This window comes from Hydrogenophaga taeniospiralis (assembly GCF_020510445.1).
GTDB lineage: Bacteria > Pseudomonadota > Gammaproteobacteria > Burkholderiales > Burkholderiaceae_C > Hydrogenophaga.
In genome coordinates this window covers 1,625,672-1,644,738 of sequence record NZ_JAHBAG010000001.1, presented here as the reverse complement: position 1 = coordinate 1,644,738, position 19,067 = coordinate 1,625,672, and the positions used below count along the sequence as shown (strand labels likewise).

19 protein-coding genes are annotated in these 19,067 nt (G+C 67.6%); 6 read left to right on the top strand and 13 right to left on the bottom strand.

Annotation, left to right across the window (positions count from 1 at the left end; translation table 11 throughout):
- Positions 1 to 105: 105 nt before the first annotated feature.
- Positions 106 to 933 (top strand): alpha/beta fold hydrolase, encoded by an 828-nt coding sequence (locus KIH07_RS07955; RefSeq protein WP_226491458.1) that lies wholly within the window; start codon positions 106 to 108, stop codon positions 931 to 933.
- 91 nt (positions 934 to 1,024) lie between these two features.
- On the opposite strand, the gene KIH07_RS07950 is transcribed toward KIH07_RS07955, so the two are convergent.
- The 3 genes from KIH07_RS07950 to KIH07_RS07940 all read right to left on the bottom strand — a co-directional run bounded on the left by KIH07_RS07950 (position 1,025) and on the right by KIH07_RS07940 (position 3,053).
- A complete protein-coding gene (locus KIH07_RS07950) occupies positions 1,025 to 2,071 on the bottom strand; it encodes an AI-2E family transporter (protein WP_226491457.1) in 1,047 nt (348 codons plus the stop codon).
- Positions 2,072 to 2,260: 189 nt separating this feature from the next.
- Positions 2,261 to 2,551: a hypothetical protein gene (locus KIH07_RS07945; protein WP_226491456.1), complete on the bottom strand. Its 291-nt coding sequence runs from the start codon at positions 2,549 to 2,551 to the stop codon at positions 2,261 to 2,263.
- A gap of 64 nt (positions 2,552 to 2,615) precedes the next feature.
- Positions 2,616 to 3,053: a VOC family protein gene (locus KIH07_RS07940; protein WP_226491455.1), complete on the bottom strand. Its 438-nt coding sequence runs from the start codon at positions 3,051 to 3,053 to the stop codon at positions 2,616 to 2,618.
- 178 nt (positions 3,054 to 3,231) lie between these two features.
- Here KIH07_RS07940 and KIH07_RS07935 point away from each other — a divergent pair, with 178 nt between their 5' ends.
- The 4 genes from KIH07_RS07935 (at position 3,232) to KIH07_RS07920 (ending at position 9,742) form a co-directional block, all read left to right on the top strand.
- On the top strand, positions 3,232 to 4,143 hold the full coding sequence (locus KIH07_RS07935; RefSeq protein WP_226491454.1) for a Tim44 domain-containing protein: 912 nt from the start codon (positions 3,232 to 3,234) through the stop codon (positions 4,141 to 4,143).
- 251 nt (positions 4,144 to 4,394) lie between these two features.
- A complete protein-coding gene (locus KIH07_RS07930) occupies positions 4,395 to 6,332 on the top strand; it encodes a sensor histidine kinase (RefSeq protein WP_226491453.1) in 1,938 nt (645 codons plus the stop codon).
- On the top strand, positions 6,333 to 7,649 hold the full coding sequence (locus KIH07_RS07925) for an ABC transporter substrate-binding protein (protein ID WP_226491452.1): 1,317 nt from the start codon (positions 6,333 to 6,335) through the stop codon (positions 7,647 to 7,649). It begins immediately after the preceding gene.
- A gap of 41 nt (positions 7,650 to 7,690) precedes the next feature.
- Positions 7,691 to 9,742, top strand: a complete 2,052-nt coding sequence (locus KIH07_RS07920; RefSeq protein ID WP_226491451.1) for an ATP-binding protein — start codon at positions 7,691 to 7,693, stop codon at positions 9,740 to 9,742.
- 6 nt (positions 9,743 to 9,748) lie between these two features.
- Here KIH07_RS07920 and KIH07_RS07915 read toward each other — a convergent pair whose 3' ends face one another.
- From KIH07_RS07915 to KIH07_RS07895, 5 genes are all read right to left on the bottom strand, one after another.
- Positions 9,749 to 11,011, bottom strand: a complete 1,263-nt coding sequence (locus KIH07_RS07915) for an RNA polymerase sigma factor (protein WP_226491450.1) — start codon at positions 11,009 to 11,011, stop codon at positions 9,749 to 9,751.
- An 80-nt stretch (positions 11,012 to 11,091) separates the two neighbouring features.
- Complete coding sequence (locus KIH07_RS07910; RefSeq protein WP_226491449.1) at positions 11,092 to 11,502, bottom strand: VOC family protein; 411 nt, start codon at positions 11,500 to 11,502, stop codon at positions 11,092 to 11,094.
- Between the two features lie 54 nt (positions 11,503 to 11,556).
- Positions 11,557 to 11,979 (bottom strand): YciI family protein, encoded by a 423-nt coding sequence (locus KIH07_RS07905; RefSeq protein WP_226491448.1) that lies wholly within the window; start codon positions 11,977 to 11,979, stop codon positions 11,557 to 11,559.
- 19 nt (positions 11,980 to 11,998) lie between these two features.
- Positions 11,999 to 12,442, bottom strand: a complete 444-nt coding sequence (locus tag KIH07_RS07900; RefSeq protein ID WP_226491447.1) for an SRPBCC family protein — start codon at positions 12,440 to 12,442, stop codon at positions 11,999 to 12,001.
- A gap of 152 nt (positions 12,443 to 12,594) precedes the next feature.
- Positions 12,595 to 12,960: a YciI family protein gene (locus tag KIH07_RS07895; RefSeq protein ID WP_068167416.1), complete on the bottom strand. Its 366-nt coding sequence runs from the start codon at positions 12,958 to 12,960 to the stop codon at positions 12,595 to 12,597.
- Between the two features lie 160 nt (positions 12,961 to 13,120).
- Here KIH07_RS07895 and KIH07_RS07890 point away from each other — a divergent pair, with 160 nt between their 5' ends.
- A complete protein-coding gene (locus KIH07_RS07890; RefSeq protein WP_226491446.1) occupies positions 13,121 to 13,909 on the top strand; it encodes an NIPSNAP family protein in 789 nt (262 codons plus the stop codon).
- A 59-nt stretch (positions 13,910 to 13,968) separates the two neighbouring features.
- Here the strand turns inward: KIH07_RS07890 and KIH07_RS07885 are convergent, their stop codons facing one another.
- Genes KIH07_RS07885 through KIH07_RS07865 form a run of 5 tightly spaced genes read right to left on the bottom strand, consistent with a single transcriptional unit; the run spans position 13,969 to position 19,065 of the window.
- Complete coding sequence (locus KIH07_RS07885; RefSeq protein WP_226491445.1) at positions 13,969 to 15,264, bottom strand: TRAP transporter large permease; 1,296 nt, start codon at positions 15,262 to 15,264, stop codon at positions 13,969 to 13,971.
- Entirely contained in the window at positions 15,261 to 15,782 is a 522-nt protein-coding gene (locus KIH07_RS07880; RefSeq protein ID WP_226491444.1) for a TRAP transporter small permease, read from the bottom strand. Before KIH07_RS07880 ends, KIH07_RS07885 begins: the two co-directional genes overlap by 4 nt.
- A gap of 15 nt (positions 15,783 to 15,797) precedes the next feature.
- Positions 15,798 to 16,808, bottom strand: a complete 1,011-nt coding sequence (locus KIH07_RS07875) for a TRAP transporter substrate-binding protein (RefSeq protein ID WP_226491443.1) — start codon at positions 16,806 to 16,808, stop codon at positions 15,798 to 15,800.
- 31 nt (positions 16,809 to 16,839) lie between these two features.
- Positions 16,840 to 17,613 carry an SDR family NAD(P)-dependent oxidoreductase gene (locus tag KIH07_RS07870; RefSeq protein WP_226491442.1) on the bottom strand — a complete coding sequence of 258 codons (774 nt, stop codon included), beginning with the start codon at positions 17,611 to 17,613 and terminating at the stop codon, positions 16,840 to 16,842.
- Between the two features lie 42 nt (positions 17,614 to 17,655).
- On the bottom strand, positions 17,656 to 19,065 hold the full coding sequence (locus tag KIH07_RS07865; protein ID WP_226491441.1) for a four-carbon acid sugar kinase family protein: 1,410 nt from the start codon (positions 19,063 to 19,065) through the stop codon (positions 17,656 to 17,658).
- Between the last annotated feature and the right edge of the window lie 2 nt (positions 19,066 to 19,067).

Sequence of the window (19,067 nt, the reverse complement as noted above, 5' to 3'; positions counted from 1 at the left end):
GGTGCGCTATCGAACACGCGGCGATGCGAAATGTTCGACAGCACACAGACACCGCTCTCACGGCTGGCAACACTGCCGCTCTGAACCCCTGTGAAAGGTCACGCCATGAACACCATCGAGACCCCCGACAAGACCCGCCTCTACGTCAAGGACTGGGGCGAAGGCCCACCCGTGATCCTGATCCACGGCTGGCCGCTGTCGGCCGACAGCTGGGACGACCAGGCCATGGCCATTGCCGCGGCGGGCCACCGCGTGATCGCCTACGACCGGCGCGGTTTTGGCCGTTCCACCCAGCCCTGGAGCGGCTACGACTACGACACCCTGGCCGACGACCTGGCCGCCGTGATCCAGCAGACCGGCGCGCAGGACGCGACCCTGGTCGGCTTCTCCATGGGCGGCGGCGAAGTGGCGCGCTACATGGCACGATATGGCGGGAAATCGGTGGCGAAATGTGCGCTGCTGTCGTCCATCCTGCCCTACCGCCTGAAGACCGGCGACAACCCAGCCGGCACCGAGCAGGCGGCCTTCGACCAGACGGCCGAGGGCCTGAAGGCCGACCGGGCGCTGTTTTTCACCGGCTTCTTCAAGACTTTCTTCGGTGACGATTCGGCGGAGCGCCCCGTCAGCGCCGAGCTGCTGGAATGGGCACGCGGCATCGCCCTGCAGGCCAGCCTGAAGGCCACCATCGAATGCATGCGTTCGTTCTCGTCGACCGACTTCCGGGGCGACCTCGCAGCCTTCACCGTGCCCACCCTGATCATCCACGGCACCGCCGACAAGACGGTACCGATCGCCGCCTCCAGCCGGGTTGCCGCGCAGGGCATCGCACACAGCACCCTGATCGAATACGACAGCGCACCGCATGGCCTGTTCGCCACCGACAAGGCTCGTCTGAGCGGTGACCTGCTCGCCTTTCTGGCGCGCGCGGCCTGAAGCGAGGAGGGTGCTCCGGCGCCTGGGAAAGCCGGTCCTCCAGGGCCCGGGTCTGTGCAGCAACGCACGTCCCACGAAAGGCAGAACCCACCTACGTCTCCAGCACGCCTTCCACGTAGAGCTTGCGCACCAGCACCATCGCCACCACCATCAGTGGCGACGCGAGGATCACGCCCGGCAGGCCGAACAGCAGACCGAAGATGATGGCCGCCGTGATGCCCAGCACCGGCGGCAGCTCCACCGCCCAGCGCTGCACCAGGGGCATCAGCAGGTTGCCTTCGATCACCTGGATCGCCACGCACAGGCCGGCCACCGACAGCGCCAGCGTGGGCCCTTCCATGAAGGCGATCAGCACCGCCAGCACGCCCGAGGCGATGGGGCCGAAGAACGGAATGAAGGCCAGCGCGCCGGCGAGCAGGCCCAGCGTGGGCGCCAGCGGCATGCCCAGCAGCGCCAGCCCCACAGTGGTGGACAGCCCCACGAACAGCATCGAGATGCCCTGCCCCATCAGCCAGCGCGACAGCGCGTGGCCGCTGGCGCGCATCGCCTCGCCCACGCGCTCGCGGTAGGTTGGGGGGATCAGCCGGACCAGCCCGTCGCGGTACATCGCGGGGTCGGCGGCGATGTACACCCCCACCACCAGCATCAGGCCGATGCCGCCCACGGCGCTCAGGGCCTGGGTCGCGGCGATGGCCACACTGGCCAGCGGCAGATCGCCCGCGTCCGCGCTGCCCCACACCTTGAGCAGCGTGACCCCCAGTGTGTGGCCACGCGCCCAGCGCACCAGCGCGTTCAGCGCGGCGGGCAGCTTCTGCCCCAGGTCGTCCAGCTGCGTGACCAGGCGGTCGCCGATCAGCCAGACCACCAGCGCCACCACCACCAGCACGAGCGCCACCGCCGCCCCCACCGCCAGCCGGGGCGGCAGGCGCAGGAACTGTTCCAGGGGCGCGGCCAGGGCGTGCAGCGCCACCGCGACGATCACCGCCCCGAACAAGAGCGGCAGCAGGTCCGACAGGCGAAACGCCAGCGACAGCAGCACGCCCAGGAAGACGAACAACACCATGGGCCGCAGATAACCCCGCACGGGAGCAGAAGCCGGTGGCGGGGGGAGGGGGGGCGACACGGGAAGCTGGGTCATGGCAAGTCCTTTGCCCGGAACCTGGCCACGACCGCGTGAGCGCCGCCCGGCCGTTCCGAAGGCGCTCAGCCCCGCAGTGCGCAGCACGGAGGGTGGTCCAGTGAGCGCAACACAGGCCCGGGATCGTTCCAGTGTGCGCCCCACACAGGCCGCTGTCTGTCTTTTAGCGCACAGACGGGCGCCGGGGCCTCAAGAGGCCGGGTCGGACGTGGACTCGGACTCGAACTCGATGCCGCCGATGAACCTGAACAGGAAGTTGTACAGGAAACAACCGACAACCACGCCGACGTAGCCGATCACGAGGTACATCACCGGCATCACGATCACCATCATGAACATGGGCGGGCGCTGGCCCGCGGGCACGACCGTGGCCATGAACAGCAAGAACGGGATCAGGAAGAGCAGCGAGCTCACGGCCATGAGCACCGCGAAAACCTTGCCGTTCTGGTGGGGGGACAAACGCGCGATCTGTTGTTTCATGTCCAGGCGCCTCCAAACGCCGAGCCCGCGCGGCCGTCGGGCACGGACCGCATGGCGGGCGCCCTCACTGTACCGCGCCCGTCTGGCCCACAGCCACGCCATCCGGTGGCCCCTTGAGCTCCACCACATTGCCCTCGGGGTCGGTGACGTAAATCGAGGGCCCCTCGCCCTCGGCGCCATAACGCGAGGCCAGCGCGCCGGCCTCGACGCCGTGCGCCTGGAGCTGGGCGCGGATCGCCACCTCGTCGAACGGCTCCACCCGGAAGCAGAAATGGTCGAGGTTGCGCCCCTGCGCACCCGGCGGCGCCCCACCGGCGCGACCGAGCGGCCCGCTCACCGGCACGAGGTCGAGCAGCGAGCGCCCGGCGCGCAACTGCACCAGCCCGATGCCATCCTGCCGGCGCTCGACGTGGCAGCCCAGCACATCGCAGTAGAAGCGCAGCATGGCGTCGAGATCGACGACGCGCAGCACGAGGTGGTCGATTTCGCGGAGGTGGATCATGGGCACTCCCCAAAAACCGCACGATAGCGCCAACGGCGGTGTGCAGGGAAGCGCCCGCGGGTGGGACCGACCTCGAACCCTCCCTTTTAACCGAACGAAACATCCCGATAACGCTGCTTTTTCTTGAATGAAGAAGGCCCTACCCTGCGCGCTCCCCCATTCCTTTTGCGGAGACCTCATGAAAAAGATTCTTTCCCTGCTGGCCATGGTGTTTGCTATCGGCCTGTCTTCCGTGGCCATGGACGCCGAAGCCGCGCGCCGCCTGGGTGGCGGCAAGTCCATCGGCATGCAGCGCCAGGCCACGCCGCCGGCCAAGGCCCCCACCGCCACGCCCACCCAGACGCCCGCCAGCGCCGCGGCCGCCCCCGCCGCCGCGTCCACCCGCAGCAAGTGGCTGGGCCCGATCGCCGGCCTCGCCGCCGGTCTGGGCCTGGCCGCGCTGGCCTCGCACCTGGGCTTTGGCGAGGGCCTGGCCAACATGCTCATGATCGGCCTGCTGGTCATGGCCGCGCTCGCCGCCATCGGCTTCGTCATGCGCAAGCGCGCCGCCGCACAGGGTGGATCAGCGGGCGGCATGGCCTACGCAGGCGCGGGCGCCGCCGGTGGCTCGCCGCAGACGCAGGCCTACAAGGCGGCCACCCCGTCCCAGGCGGGCGCGGGCGGCTCCATGATCGGCTCCGGCATCGGCGCCAACCTGCAGCCGGCCCCAAGCCGCATCCCGGCCGACTTTGACGTGGCCAGCTTCGTGCGCAACGCCAAGGTCAACTTCATCCGCCTGCAGGCCGCCAACGACGCCGGCAACCTCGACGACATCCGCGCCTTCACCACGCCCGAGATGTTCGCCGAGCTGAAGATGGACCTGTCCGAGCGTGGCGCGGCCGAACAGCACACCGACGTGGTCCAGATCGACGCCGAGGTGATCGAGGTGGAAGAAGACGCCGACCGTTACCTGGTGAGCGTGCGCTTCACCGGCGAAACCCGCGACAGCGGCGAACCCGCCAACGAGGCGTTTGACGAAATCTGGCACCTGACCAAACCACGCCAGGGCGCCAGCGGCTGGGTGCTCTCGGGCATTCAGCAGATGAACTGAGCGGCTGAGCCCGCCCCCACCACCGGCGCAACGCCGGTTCGCAGACCCCAGGCCCCGGTGCACCCGCACCGGGGCTTTTTTTTGCGGTGGTGGCGGCTGCCTTGGGCACCCGCCCGGACGGCTTTTCCGTGCGTTCCGGCACACAACGCCCGTTCCGCGATTGACCGTGCCAGCGGGGCTCGCCGATACTTGTAAGTAGTTTGTTGCACTCCCCCATCTTTCCCGTCCAGGCACCAAGACCGAGGCACGCGATGACTTTCAGGCAGCAGGAAAGCCCACACCGTCCGTTCCCGCGCCGCTCCACCGCCGTGTGGGTCACGCTGCTGGTGTGGGCGGTTCTGTTGGTGCTGACGCCGACCACCGGCCATGCCGACACCCACATCAACGGCCACGACAACGTCCTCGTGCTCCATTCCTACGGCCCGGACTTCGTCTGGACCCGTTCGCAGCAGGAAGGCGTCGATGCCGTCTTCAGCCCTCTGGCCGCCGAGTACGACCTGCGGATCGAGTACCTGGACGCGGTGCACAACCCGGGCCTGCTCAAGGGGCCGCTGCTGCTCGACCTGCTCCGAGCCAAGCTCTCGGCGCAGAAATTCAAAGTCGTGCTGACCTCGGACAACGCCGCGTTCGACTTCGCCCGCGCGCACCGCGCCGAGCTGTTCCCCGGGGTGCCCATCGTGTTCATGGGCCTGAACGGCTACAACGATGCGATGCTGCAGGGCGAGAGCGGCATCACCGGGGTGGCCGAAGACGGCGACATGTTCGGCACACTGCAGGTGATGCTGCAGCTCGCACCACGGACCCGACGCATCGTGTTCCCCGGAATGGCCGACGACCTCACCTACCGTGGCATCCGGGCCACCGTCACCAAGGACCTGGCGACACTCCCCACGCAGGTCAAGGCCGAGTTCCGCGAATACCCCGACGTGGACGCTCTCCTGCAGGACCTCAAGACCCTTCCACCCGACTCCGCCATCTTCACCATCGGCAACATGCGCACGCACGACGGCCAGGGCATCAGCAGCCAGCGCGCCGCCGAACTGATGTCATCGACGGCCAACGTTCCGCTGTTCACGAGCTGGGACTTCCTGGTCGGCCACGGTGCCGTGGGGGGCAGCGTCATCAGCGGCGTCGAGCAGGGGCGCCTGGCAGCCGAGATCGCGGTGCAGGTGATGCACGGCGTGAGCCCGGAGGCCATCCCGGTGCGTCGCGGGGCGGGCAAGACCCTGCTCTTTGACCACCGGCAGTTGGTGCGCTTCGACATCCCGGCGTCTCAGTTGCCTTCAGGCGCCGTGGTCCGTTTTTCGCCGCAGAGCACGCTCAGCATCTCGCAAGAGACGGCCTGGATCGCCGGGGTGTCGTTCGTGCTGCTGCTCGGCGTGAGCGTGTCGCTGGTCATCGCGGTGGTGCAGCGGCATCGCTCCGAGGAGCAGGTGCGCGCGCTCAACCAGGCGCTCGAACAGCGCGTGGCCGAGCGCACCAGCGCGCTGGAACAGGCGAACAAGGAACTGGAATCTTTTGCCTATTCCGTCTCGCACGATCTGCGCGCCCCGCTGCGCCACATCGACGGTTTTCTGGCACTGCTCAAGGAAAGCGTCGAGCCGGCGCTCGACGACCAGAGCCTGCACTACATGAGCACCATCGCCGACGCGGCCCGGCGCATGAGCACGCTGATCGACGACCTGCTGGCCTTCTCGCGCATGGGGCGCCAGGAGATGAGCAAGACCTCGGTGGACCTGAACGCCCTGGTGGCCGACGTGATCCGGGGGCTGGCGCCGGAGGCCGCAGGTCGGAACATCGACTGGCGCATCGCCGATCTGCCGGTGGTCACCGGCGATCTCGCCATGCTGCGCGTGGTGCTGTTCAACCTGATCTCGAACGCCCTGAAGTACAGCAGCAAGCGCCCGCAGGCCCGGATCGAGATCGGCACGCTGCCCAGTGAAGAAGGCGAGACCGTGGTGTTCGTGCGGGACAACGGCGCCGGATTCGACATGCGATTCAAGGACAAGCTCTTCGGCGTCTTCCAGCGGCTGCACCGCGTGGACGAATTCGAGGGCACCGGCATCGGGCTGGCCAATGTCGCCCGGATCATCGCGCGCCACGGCGGCAGGGTCTGGGCACAGGGCCAGATCGACCAGGGTGCGACCTTCTATTTCTCGCTTCGCCCATCCCCCCGTCAGGAGACATGAATGCCCAGACACACCGTGGTGGGACTTAAAGCGCTGCGCGCCTGGGCGCTGGCCCTGCTGACGACCTGTGGGGCGGCGGGCATCGCCACGCCCCAGGAGCCGCCCGCCGCGAAGAAGCAGACCGTGACGGTGTGGTTCCACGCCGGCGTGGGCAACACCCTGATGAAGGTCATGGAGGCCAACATCCAGGATTTCCAGAAGAGCCAGGACAGGTACCAGATCGAGATGACGTTGGTGCCCGAGGGCACCTACACCGACCGGATCCTGGCCGCCGGGAAGACGGGCGATCTGCCTTGCCTGCTGTTCTTTGACGGCCCGCTGGTCGCCAACCTGGCCTGGCTCGGTTACCTGCAACCCATCGACCGCTTCGTGTCGAAACAGCTGAAGGCCGACTTTTTGTCCTCGGTCATTGCGCAGGGAACCTACCAGGAAAAACTCTACACGCTGGGCATTTACGACTCGGGCCTGGCGATGTACGCCAACCGCAAATACCTGCGGGCCGCGGGCGTGCGCATCCCCACGGTGGCACAGCCATGGAACCTGGCCGAGTTCGAGACCGCGCTGGAGAAGCTGGCCGCCGTGCCGGGCGTGGCGTACCCGCTGGACATGAAGATCAACTACGGGCGGGGCGAATTCTTCACCTACGGTTTTTCGCCCATCCTGCAGTCCTTTGGCGGCGACCTGATCGATCGCCAGAGCTACCGGTCCGCCAAAGGGGTGCTGGACGGCCCTCAGTCCGTCGCGGCGATGAAGCGCTTCCAGAGCTGGTTTCAAAAGGGCTGGGCCAACCCCAAACCGGCGGGCGATACCGACTTCCCCTCCGGCAAGGCCGCGCTCTCCTGGGTTGGCCACTGGCTCTACAACAAATACGCCGAAGCGCTGGGCCAGGACCTGGTCGTCATCCCCATGCCCGACTTCGGCCACGGCCCCAAGACCGGGCTGGGCACCTGGAACTTCGGCATCCCCAGCTCCTGCCAGGACCCCAGAGGCAGCTGGGCCTTTCTGGAATCCCTCCTGCAGCCGGACAATGTCGCGCGCTGGACCGACATCCATGGCGGTGTGCCGGCTCGAAAATCGGCCCTGGCCCAGTCAAAGCTCTACCGGCCCGCCGGCCCCTTGCACCTCTATGTGCAGCAGATCGAAAAGGGCTGGGCGGTCCCCCGCCCGCCCACACCGGCCTACGGCGCCATCACGAAGGCCTTCGCCGAAGCGGTGGACCACATCATCCAAGGCGCGGACGTGCAGACCGAACTGAGCCAGGCCGCCACGAAGATTGACCAGGACATTCAAGCGCACAATGGTTACCCCGCCCGGTAGCGGTTGTCCCAACGAAGCGACGGCCATGCGCCCCCTTGACGATGAAATTCACCAGCATCGAACACAAGCTGCTTCTGGCGTTTGCGGCGTTTCTGCTGGTGGTGACCGCGCTCAGTGCTGGCCTGACCTCGTTCCTGATCAACAGCCAGGGCGAAGCGGACGCCTTCACCCGGCTTTCGCAGCAGTTGGTGTCCTTCAGGAGTGATCTGCAGGCCTCGCGCGAGGCCCAGGTGGCGGTGGCGGTGGACGCCGCGCGCGACGAAAAAAACCTCAGCGACATGGCGATCCTGTACAGCCAGACGCTCAGGCTGGACCGGGCGCCCGGCGAGACCCTGGACTTCACCCTGGGCCACAACAAGATCACCTCGTTGAACCGCTTGCAGCTGATCCTGCTGTCGGCCCGCTTCTCCAGTGTGGCCGTTTACCTGGGCGGCGACCTGTCCCACTACGTGACGCCAGACGGGGCCGGCATGGTGACGCGGCACGGCGGCCAGCCCGTGCTGCGCGGCACCCGGCGCAAGGAAGACGGCCGGGTTCAACTGACCGACTGGTGGAGCTGGCAGCAAACCCCGCTGCCGGTCCACATCGCGCGCAGCCTGCCGCTGGCGAATCAGGTCGCGGGCCACGTGGACTTCCCCGCCGAACACACGATGGTGATGCAGGTGAGGGTGCCGATCCAGGGCACGCCCCGCGAATCGTTTGGCGAGACGATCGTCGAAAACCTGGGCATCGCCACGCCGGCGGAGACACCCCCTGGGGCGGGCGAGGCACCACCGGAGGTGATCGGCATGTTCGTCTTCAGCCGGGTGTTCGACCAGTCCTTCCTGGAGGAAACGGCCTCCAGGAGCGGCGTGATTCCGGCCTTCTTTTCCCCCGACGGGCAACACCGTGTGCAACTGGTCGGCATGGGCAACCCCACCGTGCCGCAACTCCCGCCGACCGGCAACGCCATCCGGCTGCAGACCGAGACGAGCGGGTCGGCCTCGTACTACCAGGCCTTCATGCCCTGGAAGATGGAAGCACGGGCCCCCCCGCTGACGCTGAGCCTGGCGCTGTCGCGGGAAAGCACCACCAGGACCATCCAGCAGACCGTGGCCGGCATCGTTGGGGTGTCGGTGCTGATCCTCCTCGTGGGCGGGGCCTTGGGCTACGTGTTGATCGCGCGGCTCACGGCGCCCATCAAGACACTGACCACGGCGGTCGCCCGCACCGTCCTGCACCCCGAGGGCGCGGGCATGCCATCCACCGGCAAGCCCATGGCCCCTGAGCGGCTGGCCGAAATCAACATCGGCGCGGGCGACGAGGTGGGGCAACTGACCACCGCGTTCAAGCTCATGACCGAACAGCTCCACCAATCCTTCGAAACGCTGGAGCAGCGCGTGACCGAACGCACCGCGCAACTGGAGGCGGCGAACAAGGAGCTGGAGGCTTTTTCGTATTCCGTCTCGCACGATCTGCGCGCCCCGCTGCGCCACATCGACGGCTACCTGGAACTGCTCCAGGAAAGCGCCGGGCCGGCGCTCGATGCGGAGAACCTGCAATACCTGAGCAACATCACCCACGCGGCCCGCCGCATGAGCGTGCTGATCGACGACCTGCTGGCCTTCTCGCGCATGGGGCGCCAGGAGATGCACAAGACCCCGGTGGACCTGAGCGCCCTGGTGGCCGAGGTGATCCGCGGGTTCGAGCCGGAAACCGAGGGCCGGGACATCGACTGGCACATCGCGCCCCTGCCGGTGGTGGCGGCCGACCGCTCCATGCTGCGCGTCGTGCTGGTCAATCTCATCTCGAACGCCCTGAAGTACAGCAGCAAACGCCCGCGAGCCCGGATCGAGATCGGCGCGCAGCCCGGCGAACCGGGCGAGACGGTGGTCTTCGTGCGCGACAACGGCGCCGGCTTCGACATGCGGTTCCAGGACAAGCTCTTCGGCGTCTTCCAGCGCCTGCACCGCGTCGACGAGTTCGATGGCATCGGCATCGGGCTGGCCAATGTCTTTCGGATCATTGCCCGACACGGCGGCCGGACCTGGGCGCAAGGCCAGGTCGACGGCGGCGCGACCTTCTATTTCGCGCTGCCGCAGGCCCAGGGCTGACCCGCCCTACCCCTGCGCGCGCCGCTCCAGCAGGGCCCGCTCCTTCTCGTTTCCCGCCAGCGCCGCGGCCTGGTGCAACGCGGCCCGAGCCTCCTGCTGGCGCCCCAGTTTCTGCAGCAGATCGCCCTGCACGGCGTGCAGCCAGTGGTAACGCTGCAAGGCCTTGTCCTGCAGCAGGGTCTCGACGATGGCCAGCCCCGCGGCCGGGCCTTCGTGCATGGACACGGCCACCGCGCGGTTGAGCTCGACCACGGGCGAGGGCGCCACGCGCATCAGCACGCCGTAGAGCGCGGCGATGCGCGCCCAGTCGGTGGCTTCGGCGGTGGGCGCGCGGGCGTGGCAGGCGGCGATGCTGGCCTGCAACCGGTAGCTGCCGACGGGCTGGCCCAGCGCCTCGGCGCGCGCCAGCGCGGCCAGGCCACGGCGGATCAACAGCGGGTCCCAGCGGCTGCGGTCCTGCTCGGTCAGCAGCACCGGGTTGCCCAGGGCATCGGTGCGCGCGGCGGTGCGCGAGGCCTGGATCTCCATCAACGCCACCAGGCCGTGCGCCTCGGCCTGGTCGGGCGCCAGCTCGGCCAACATGCGCCCCAGGCGCAGGGCCTCGTCGCACAGCGCCGGGCGCATCCAGTCGCCGCCGGTGCTGGCGGTGTAGCCCTCGTTGAACACCAGGTAGACCACTTCGAGCACCGAGCCCAGGCGCTCGGCCAGTTGCCCGCCACGCGGCACTTCAAAAGGCACGCTCGCGTCGGCCAGCGTGCGCTTGGCGCGCACGATGCGCTGGGCGATGGTGGCCTCGGGCACCAGGTAGGCGCGCGCGATCTCGAAGGTGCTCAGGCCGCCGAGCAGCTTGAGCGTAAGCGCCACGCGCGCGTCGGTGGAGAGCACCGGGTGGCAGGCGGTGAAGATGAGGCGCAGCAGGTCGTCTCCGATGTCGTCCTGCCGCGCGGCGTCGAGCGCGTCCACGAAATCGGGCACGGTGAGCGCGTCCAGCGCTTCGAGGTCGCGCGCGATGTCTTCGTGCCGCGCGTCGGCCATCTGGCGGTGGCGCAGCCAGTCCAGCGAGCGGTTCTTCGCGGTGGTCATGAGCCAGGCGCCGGGGTTGTTCGGCACGCCGTCTTTCGGCCAGTGCTCCAGCGCGGCCACCAGCGCGTCCTGCGCCAGTTCCTCGGCCACGCCGAGGTCGCGCACGCGCCGCGCCACAGCGGCGACGATGCGGGCGGATTCGAGGCGCCAGACGGTGGCGATGGTTTGGTGGACGGCGGAGTGCACGGGCTGGAGCTTACGGGTTGGGACGCCGGGCGCCCCTCACCCCCGCCCCTCTCCCGCGCGCGGGAGAGGGGAATTGGCCCTCACATCTGCGCGGGTGCGGCGGCTTCGTCCATCCAGAACACCTCCCACTGGTGGCCGTCGAGGTCGGCGAAGCCGTGCTGGTACATGAAGCCGTGGTCCTGCGGCGGGTTGGGGGTGGTGGCGCCGGCGGCCACGGCCTTGCGCACCACCTCCTCGGCCTCGGCGCGGCTGTCCACCGACAGGGCGATCAGCACCTCGGTGCTCTTGTGCGCGTCGCTCAGGGGCTTCTTGGTGAAGCCCTGGAAGAAGGGCTCGACCAGCAGCATGGCGAAGAAGTTTTCACCGATTTCCAGGCAGGCGCCCTGCTCGTTGGTGAAGCGCTTGTTGAAGGTGAGGCCCAGGGCCTTGAAGAAGGCCTGCGAACGGGCCATGTCCTTGATGGGCAGGTTGACGAAGATCTGGCGGAACATGGTGGGTTCTCCTTGTTGGATGGTTGGCTGGTTTGTTCGATCGGTGGGCGGTGATCAGGCCTTCTGGCGGGCTTCCATCTGCTTGAACCTGTCCAGCGCCTCGCTGGGCGGGAACTCGTCGAGCTCGATGAGCTGGCGCAGCTCGATCACGGCCTCCTTGCCTTTGCCGGCGGGGTTGGGGAAACGGCGGCTCCATTCCAGGGCTTCTTCGCGGTTGCGCACCTGGATCAGGGTGTAGCCGGCGATGAGCTCCTTGGCCTCGGCGAACGGGCCGTCCACGACGCGTCTGCCCTCGGGGCCGTAGTGCACGCGCCAGCCGGCGCGGCTGGGGTGCAGGCCACTGGCGTCGAGCAGCACGCCGGCGCGCGCCAGCTCCTCGTGGTAGGCCGCCATCTCGGCCATGAGTTCTTCGGGCGCCTCGGGTGTGAGTTCGGCTTCGAACTCGGGGCAGGACTTGACGATGATCATGAATCGCATGGTGTTCTCCTGAAAGCCGTCAGGCTGGGGTTTCACAAAGGGTCTTGAGGGACTGCAGCGCCTTGGGCCAGGTCTGCGCCATCCAGTCCTCGTAGGTGCCGAACACGTCGCAATCGACGCGCACGCGGGTGCCGCCGGCCTCGTCGGTGAAGCTGTAGTTCTCGAAGCAAGGCGCCCAGGCCCGCACGGCTTCGCTGGTGGTGTCTTCGATGCCCTTGTCGACCATGCCCAGGTGCCGGATGGACACGAACTCCGCCGGGCGGTGCTCGGCGATCTCGGACACCATGCCCATGCCCTTGGGATCGACGAAACGGATCTTCTGGCCTTGGTCCCACGAGCCCTCGAAGCGCGAGCCTTCGCAGAAGGTCGCCGTCCAGCGCTCGTAGGTGGGCGACTGCAGCATGGTGGCCCACACGTGTTCGCGCGGGGCCCGGATGAGGATGTCGAAATGTTGGGTTTTCATGGCGAGGTTCCTTGGGTTCAGTGGGCGTCGTCAGCGGCCCGCAAAGCCGCAATGCCGATGGCATGAAGCCGGTTCAGCGGCTTCTATGGGTACGACGGAACAGGCCGGGCGTTTTCGACAGCGCCCGACTAGGTAGAAACCCTAGGACCCGCTTATGCCTGACTCTCGTCGAAACAGGGCGCGAGCGGGCGCACTTCGACGGTGGCCCACTGAGCGGCGGGGCAGCGCTGGGCGATGGCGATGGCCTCTTCGCGGTCCACGTTTTGCAACAGAAAGAAGCCGCCAATCATTTCCTTGGCTTCGGCAAAAGGGCCGTCCAGCACCTGCGGGCGCCCCCCGGCCTGGCTCACCCGCACCGCGCTGGACAGGCCGGCCAGCGACTCCACCGCCTTGAGCTTGCCGACGGCCGCAAGCCCCTCGCCAAAAGCCTGCATGGCGGCATAGGCGGCGCGGCCCTCGGCCTCGGTGCGGGTGGCGCGCTGGCCGACCGGTTCGTGGATCAGGAGCATGTAGGACATGGCGGAGCCTTTCGGTGAGCGAAAAAGGCGATGCTACACAGACCGCCCGGGTCTCGCCAGACGGCCTCTTTTCTTCGGACAGGGGGCCCAATCATGACGTCAGGTGTCACTTTATGCATGCCAGGATGCACGCCTCGACGACCATCAAGGATCCCCCATCATGAAGCCCTCACCCACCCTGGCGCCCAGCGCAGCCCGTCCGGCGCAAGTCGACGCACCGCCAGCGATTGACCTCGACTGCAACGTGGTCGAGCTGCGCCAGTACACCCTGCACCCCGGTCAGCGCGATGTGCTGATCGATCTGTTCGACCGGGCGTTCGTGGAAACGCAGGAAGCCGTGGGCATGGCCGTCATGGGCCAGTTCCGCGACCTGGACGCCCCCGACCGTTTCGTCTGGCTGCGCGGCTTTCCCACCATGGACAGCCGCGCACGCGGCCTCAGCGCCTTCTACGATGGCCCGGTGTGGCGGCAGCACCGCGACGCGGCCAACGCCACCATGATCGACTCCGACGACGTGCTCTTGCTGCGACCCGCATGGCCTGGCGCAGGCATTGCCATGCGCGGGCGTGAGCGGGCGACAGGACCGCTGGGCACACCCCTGCCCGGCCTGCTCGACGTGAGCGTCTTTCAGCTGCACGAGCCGGCGTCCGCGGCGCTGCTGCGGTACTGCCAAGGGCCCATGACGCAGACACTGACCCAAGGCGGGGCCGAGGTATTGGGCTGGTATGTCTCGGAGAACGCGCCCAACAACTTCCCGCGCCTGCCTGTGCGCCAAGGCGAACAGGTGCTCGTGGGCTTCGCGATGTTCGCCACGCCCGCGGCATTCGAGGCGTTTTCCCGCAGCGGCGTTTGGGCACGCAACGTGCAGCCAGCGCTCGAACCATGGCTGATGGGACCGCCAAAGAGCCTGCGCCTTGCGGCGACCGCCCGGTCATTGATCCACGGCTGAGGTGGCGTCGGGGCAGAGACACATCGTGTTCTTGCCGATCAGTATGAGGATCGTGTTGATCAGAACATGCGGTACCAGAGTGCCAAGTGGGGCACGTAGGTGATCAAGGCCATGACGACCAGGCTCGCCAGCAGGAACCACCCGAGGTTGCGAAGCAGATCGATGATCGGCACCCGGTTGGTCCGCGCCGCCACATAGAGGTTCGCTGCCAGCGGCGGCGTGAGCAACCCGAGCTCGATGTTGGTCACCAGGATGATCGCAAAGTGAATCGGATCGATGCCAAACTTCGCAGCGGTTGGCGCCAGCAGAGGGCCCATCAGCAGTGTTGCCGCGTTGGTCTCCATGAACATGCCGACAACCAGCAGGATGAGGTTGACCACCAGCAGGAACACGATCGGGCTGTCGGTCACGGTGACCGCCCACGTGGCGATCGACTGTGGAACCTGTTCCAGCACCATGGCTCGGTTGAAGATGCTGGTGAAGCCGATGATGACCAGAATCGCCGCGGCGGACAGAGCGGCGCTCAGGAAAATCTTCTCCAGGTCACGCAATCCGACAGCACGGCTGACCAGCGTGATCAGCAGCGCATAGAGCGCCGCAATCGCTGCCGCCTCGGTCGGCGTGAAGACGCCCGAGTAGATGCCGCCAAGAACCAGCACGGGCAGCATCAACGCAGGTAGCGCCCGGACGAAGATGCTCGCGCGCGGCGCAGCCGCAACGTCCGGGGCCGGCCTTGCATCACCTGCAACAGCCACAGTTTTCTCGCGGCCGCCGGGCAGCACGCGCCGTGCGAGCGAGGCGTGCACGATCATGAAGGCCAGCATCATGACGATGCCGGGACCGAGCGATGCCATGAAGAGCTGCGTGATCGAGACGCCGACGATCGACCCGTACAGAATCAGCGGGATCGACGGTGGGATGAGAACGCCGAGCAGCCCCGCGGACGCATTGAGCGCCGCCGTGTAGCCGGGCGAGTAACCGCGTTCGATCATCTCCTTGCCCACGGTGCTGCCCATGGCCGCCACGGTGGCCACCGAGGAGCCGGTGATGGCACCCATCAGGGCGCTGGCCAGCACCATGACATGACCCAGGTGGGCATGCAGCCGCCCGATCAGCACGTCACACACGGCGGTGAGCTGGCGGATCAGACCACCTTGGCTCATCAACTGCCCACCCAGCAGGAACAGCGGGATCGCCAGCAGCGGGAAGACGGTGACTGTGTCGTAGGTGATGGAGGGCAGCACCGACCAGTCGATGTTCCACCGTTCGGCGTTGACCATCACCAGCAAGGTGAAAGCCACGCCGACGGGAACGCCCAGCAAAAGAATGAGGATGAGAGCAGGTCCGATGATCATGGGTGTTCCTCGCCAACCGACGGTTCATGGGTCGCGGCGCGGATCAGTTCGGCGACGGAGTGCAGCACCACCAGCGCCATGCCGAGGGGAAAGAAGAAGGTCGGAATCGCGATGGGCGTTCCAAGGTCCAGACCCCGCTCGCCGGAACTGAGTGCGGTCTGAAAGAACTCCAGCGCAGTCCAGAAGTACACCGCGCCGAAGACGGTCATGGCCAGTGCGGTGATCACCCGGCCGATCCGGCGGACCCACTGGCTCTCGACCTGCTGGATGATGTCCACGGCAATGTGCGTACCCGTGTAGGTGCACATCGCCGCGCCCACGAAGGTGAGTGGCGCCATCGCGAAGATGGCGATCTCGCCGGTGTCTGGCAGGTGGAGGTTGAAGTACCGCACGGCCACGCTGAAGGCAATGCCCACCAGCATGGCGACGAGCGAGACGATGCAGATCCACTTCTCGGCGCGGAACGCCTGGCGTTCCACCGAGAAGATCCAACTGCTGGCGCGTGCGCTGGCTGACATGTTCAACTCCAACACTTACTTGCGTGCGGCCGCGGCCTCTTGGCGCAGCGCGGCGATGCGATCGGCACCGTAGGTGGTCGACAGCTTCTCCCACACACCCTGGCCCACCTTCTCGAACTCGGCCATGGCCTGGGCCGACGGGCGGATCAGCTTGATGCCACCGCTCTCGATCTTCTGCAGGAACTCCGCGTTCATCTGGCGGTTCTTCTTGATCTGCTTCTTCGTCACCTCAGCGGCCGTGTCGGTCAGGACCTTCTTGTCGGCGTCCGACAGCTTGGACCAGAACTTCGAGCTCGATGCCACCGTGCCCATCGCGTAGACGTGGTTGGTCAGCGTCATGTACTTCTGCGTCTCGAACAGGCGCGATTCGTAGGTGATGCTGGCGCCGTTGTCCTGCCCGTCGACGGTCTTCTGCTGCAGCGCGGTGAACAGCTCCGGGAACGGCATCACAACCACCTGCGTGCCGGCGTCCTCAAAGAAGGTCTTGATCGCGGCCGATCCCGGGACACGGAGCTTCAGGCCCTTCAGGTCCGCCGGCTTTTCGACCGGGCGGCTGGAGTTGGTCACCGCGCGAAATTCCAGTTCGAAGAAGCCGAGGGTCTCGATGCCCTGCTTGTTCAGCGTCTCGCGCAGCGTAGTCTGCAGCACGCCCTTGGGGTTGTAGAAGATCGCATCGACCGCCTTGAAGTCGGTGGCGATGTAGGGCAGGTAGTGGATGTCGAGCAGCGGGTTCAGACCGGCCAGCGAGCCCGGGTTCAGCAGCGCCATTTCGAGCGAACCGCGCGAGAGCTCGCGGGCTTGGGCCATTTCGCCACCCAGCTGGCTCGCCGGGAAAATCGTGATGGCGATCTTGCCCTTGGTGCGCTCACCCACCAGCTTGGCGAACTCCTGCGCCGCCTGGTCCATGGGGCTGTTGGCGGCAAAGACGTGTCCCATCCTGGCCTTGACTTCCTGTGCCATGGCCGGTGCGGCGGCCAGGGTGGCGAGTGCGAGCGCGGCGCCCGCGATGAAGTTGCGCTTGTTCATGAGTCTCCTCTTGTGGTGAATAAATAGAGGTTCAGATGCCCCTGGCGCCAGAGGCCAGGAAGCCGCCATCGACCGGCAGGGTGACGCCGGTCACGAACCCGGCGTCGTCGGACACCAGGTACATCACGGCCGCGGCGATCTCGCCCACCGTGCCGTAACGGTTCATCGGGATCGCGTTCTCGTACTCCCGACGGAATTGCTCGGTGTGCAGCGCACGCGTCATCGGTGTGTCCACCGGACCGGGCGCCACCGCGTTGGAGGTCACGCCCTGCTCGGCCAGCTCGACCGCCATCTGGCGGGTCAGCGCGATCACCGCGCCTTTGGACGTGCCGTAGGCCGTGCGTCCGGAGCCGACGGCCCGCATGCCCGCCACCGAGGCGATGTTGACGATGCGGCCCCACTGGTTGCGCACCATCAGGCGCGCCGCGCGCTGGCTGCACAGGAAGGTGCCGGTGACGTTGACGGCCATCGTGGCCGCGAAGTTGTCGTCCGGAAACTCCAGGAAGGGATAGACCTTGGCGATGCCGGCCGAATTGACCAGGACGTCGCAGCGGCCGTGTCGCTGTTCGATGGCGGCAAAGGCGCTGTCGACCGATGCGGCATCGCCCACGTCGATGGCCTGCGCTTCGGCGACCGCGCCCTCGGCGCGCAGCTGGGCCGCGGTGGTCTCGGCGGCGGTCTGGTCGCGGTCGGCGACGACGACGGTGAAGCCCGCTGCGCCCAGGCGCCGGCAGACTTCGGCGCCGATGCCCATGGCGCCGCCGGTGACGACCGCGACGCGCTGTGGTGTGTTCGTGGATGGCAAGAGAACGTCTCCTAGTTGGTTCCGTGTGAAGGGGTCCATGCGTCAGGCAGCCGCTGCGCTGCCCCGCAGCGCACGGACGAAGTAGTCGGGAGCGCCCATCTGGCCGCCCTTCAGGGCCAGCTCAAGCCCGCTCAGGTGGGGCGCCGAAGACAGCGCGGCACACAGCGGTGCGCCGGGCGCCAGGCGGGCGCGAATCTCCAGTGCGTCGGGGCCGAGGGCCTGCGTGATGCGGCTGGACGTGTCGCCCCCCGACAGCACGAGGCGGCGCAGCCGGTGGCGGCGCACGATGGCGTCGACCACGATCCCCAGCCGTTCACTGACCAAGCGCCCGCTCTGGTGGCGGGCCTGCTCCAGGCTGCAGCCCCGGACTTGCAGGCCCTGGATCAAGCGGTCCACCCGCAGGTCGGACGGGCCCCGGGCGGTGTGCATCACCACGCTGGCGCCACTGGCCAGCGCGCTGACGACCTCACTCACGAGACGCTTCTCCGCTGCGGCCGTTTCCGGGCCGATAGTCAGCGCCTCCACATCGATCGCCACCTCGCGGAAGCCGGCGTCCAGCGCCGCCTCGATCTGCATCGCGCTGAGCTTCGAGGCGCTGCCCGACACGACCAGCACCTGGTCGACGGCGCTGAAGCTCCCATAGGGGTCGGCCGTCGCCGCGGCGCCTTCACCTTGCCAGGACTGCGTCAACGCGTACTCGACCCCCGACGATCCGACGACAAAGAGCGGCGCGCCCTGCGCAGAGGCCATGTGCTGAAGGCAGTCGCCCGTCGTGGTCAGGTGTTCGGGGCTCAGGCCATCGATCACCACGGCTTGCCGGGACGGCGCCATGTCGCGGATGTGTTCCGCCAGTTCGGCCGGCGACTGGGCGTCGAGCCGGGTCAGCGGCACGTTGCCGATGGCCAGCGGCGCCTGCTTCTGCAGGTGACGAGCTATGTCGGATTCCTGCATCGGCGTGACCGGGTGCACGCTCATGATCGGGTGGCGGTCGATGCGGTAGACCTCGCCGTCGGTGCCCGAACGCGCGAACAGGTGACCAAACAGGCAGTAGCGGCCCAGCGCCGGCGTGCTGGCGACGATGGGCACCACGGGCTGCGGGAAGGCCGGCCGCGACAGTTCGATGACCCGGCCGATGTTGCCCACCGTCGGCGCGCTGTCGAAGGTGGAGCACACCTTGTAGTGCACGATCTGTGGCGCCAGGGCGGCGAGCCCGCTCAGCACGTCGGGCAGCTCCGCATCCATCTCCTCCGGCGACATCGCCCGGCTGGCGCCGGCCACGCCGATGGCGTCGAAGCCACCCAGCGCGGCCATCTGCACCGGCGTGGGCACCGACAGGAAGAGCGCGCAGCGCAGCCCGCCAAAGGCCAGGACCTCCAGGGCGTCGGTGGAACCGGTGAAGTCGTCGCCGTAGAAGGCGAGCTTCAAGGCGCGAGGCGTGTGGGTCGAGGTCATCG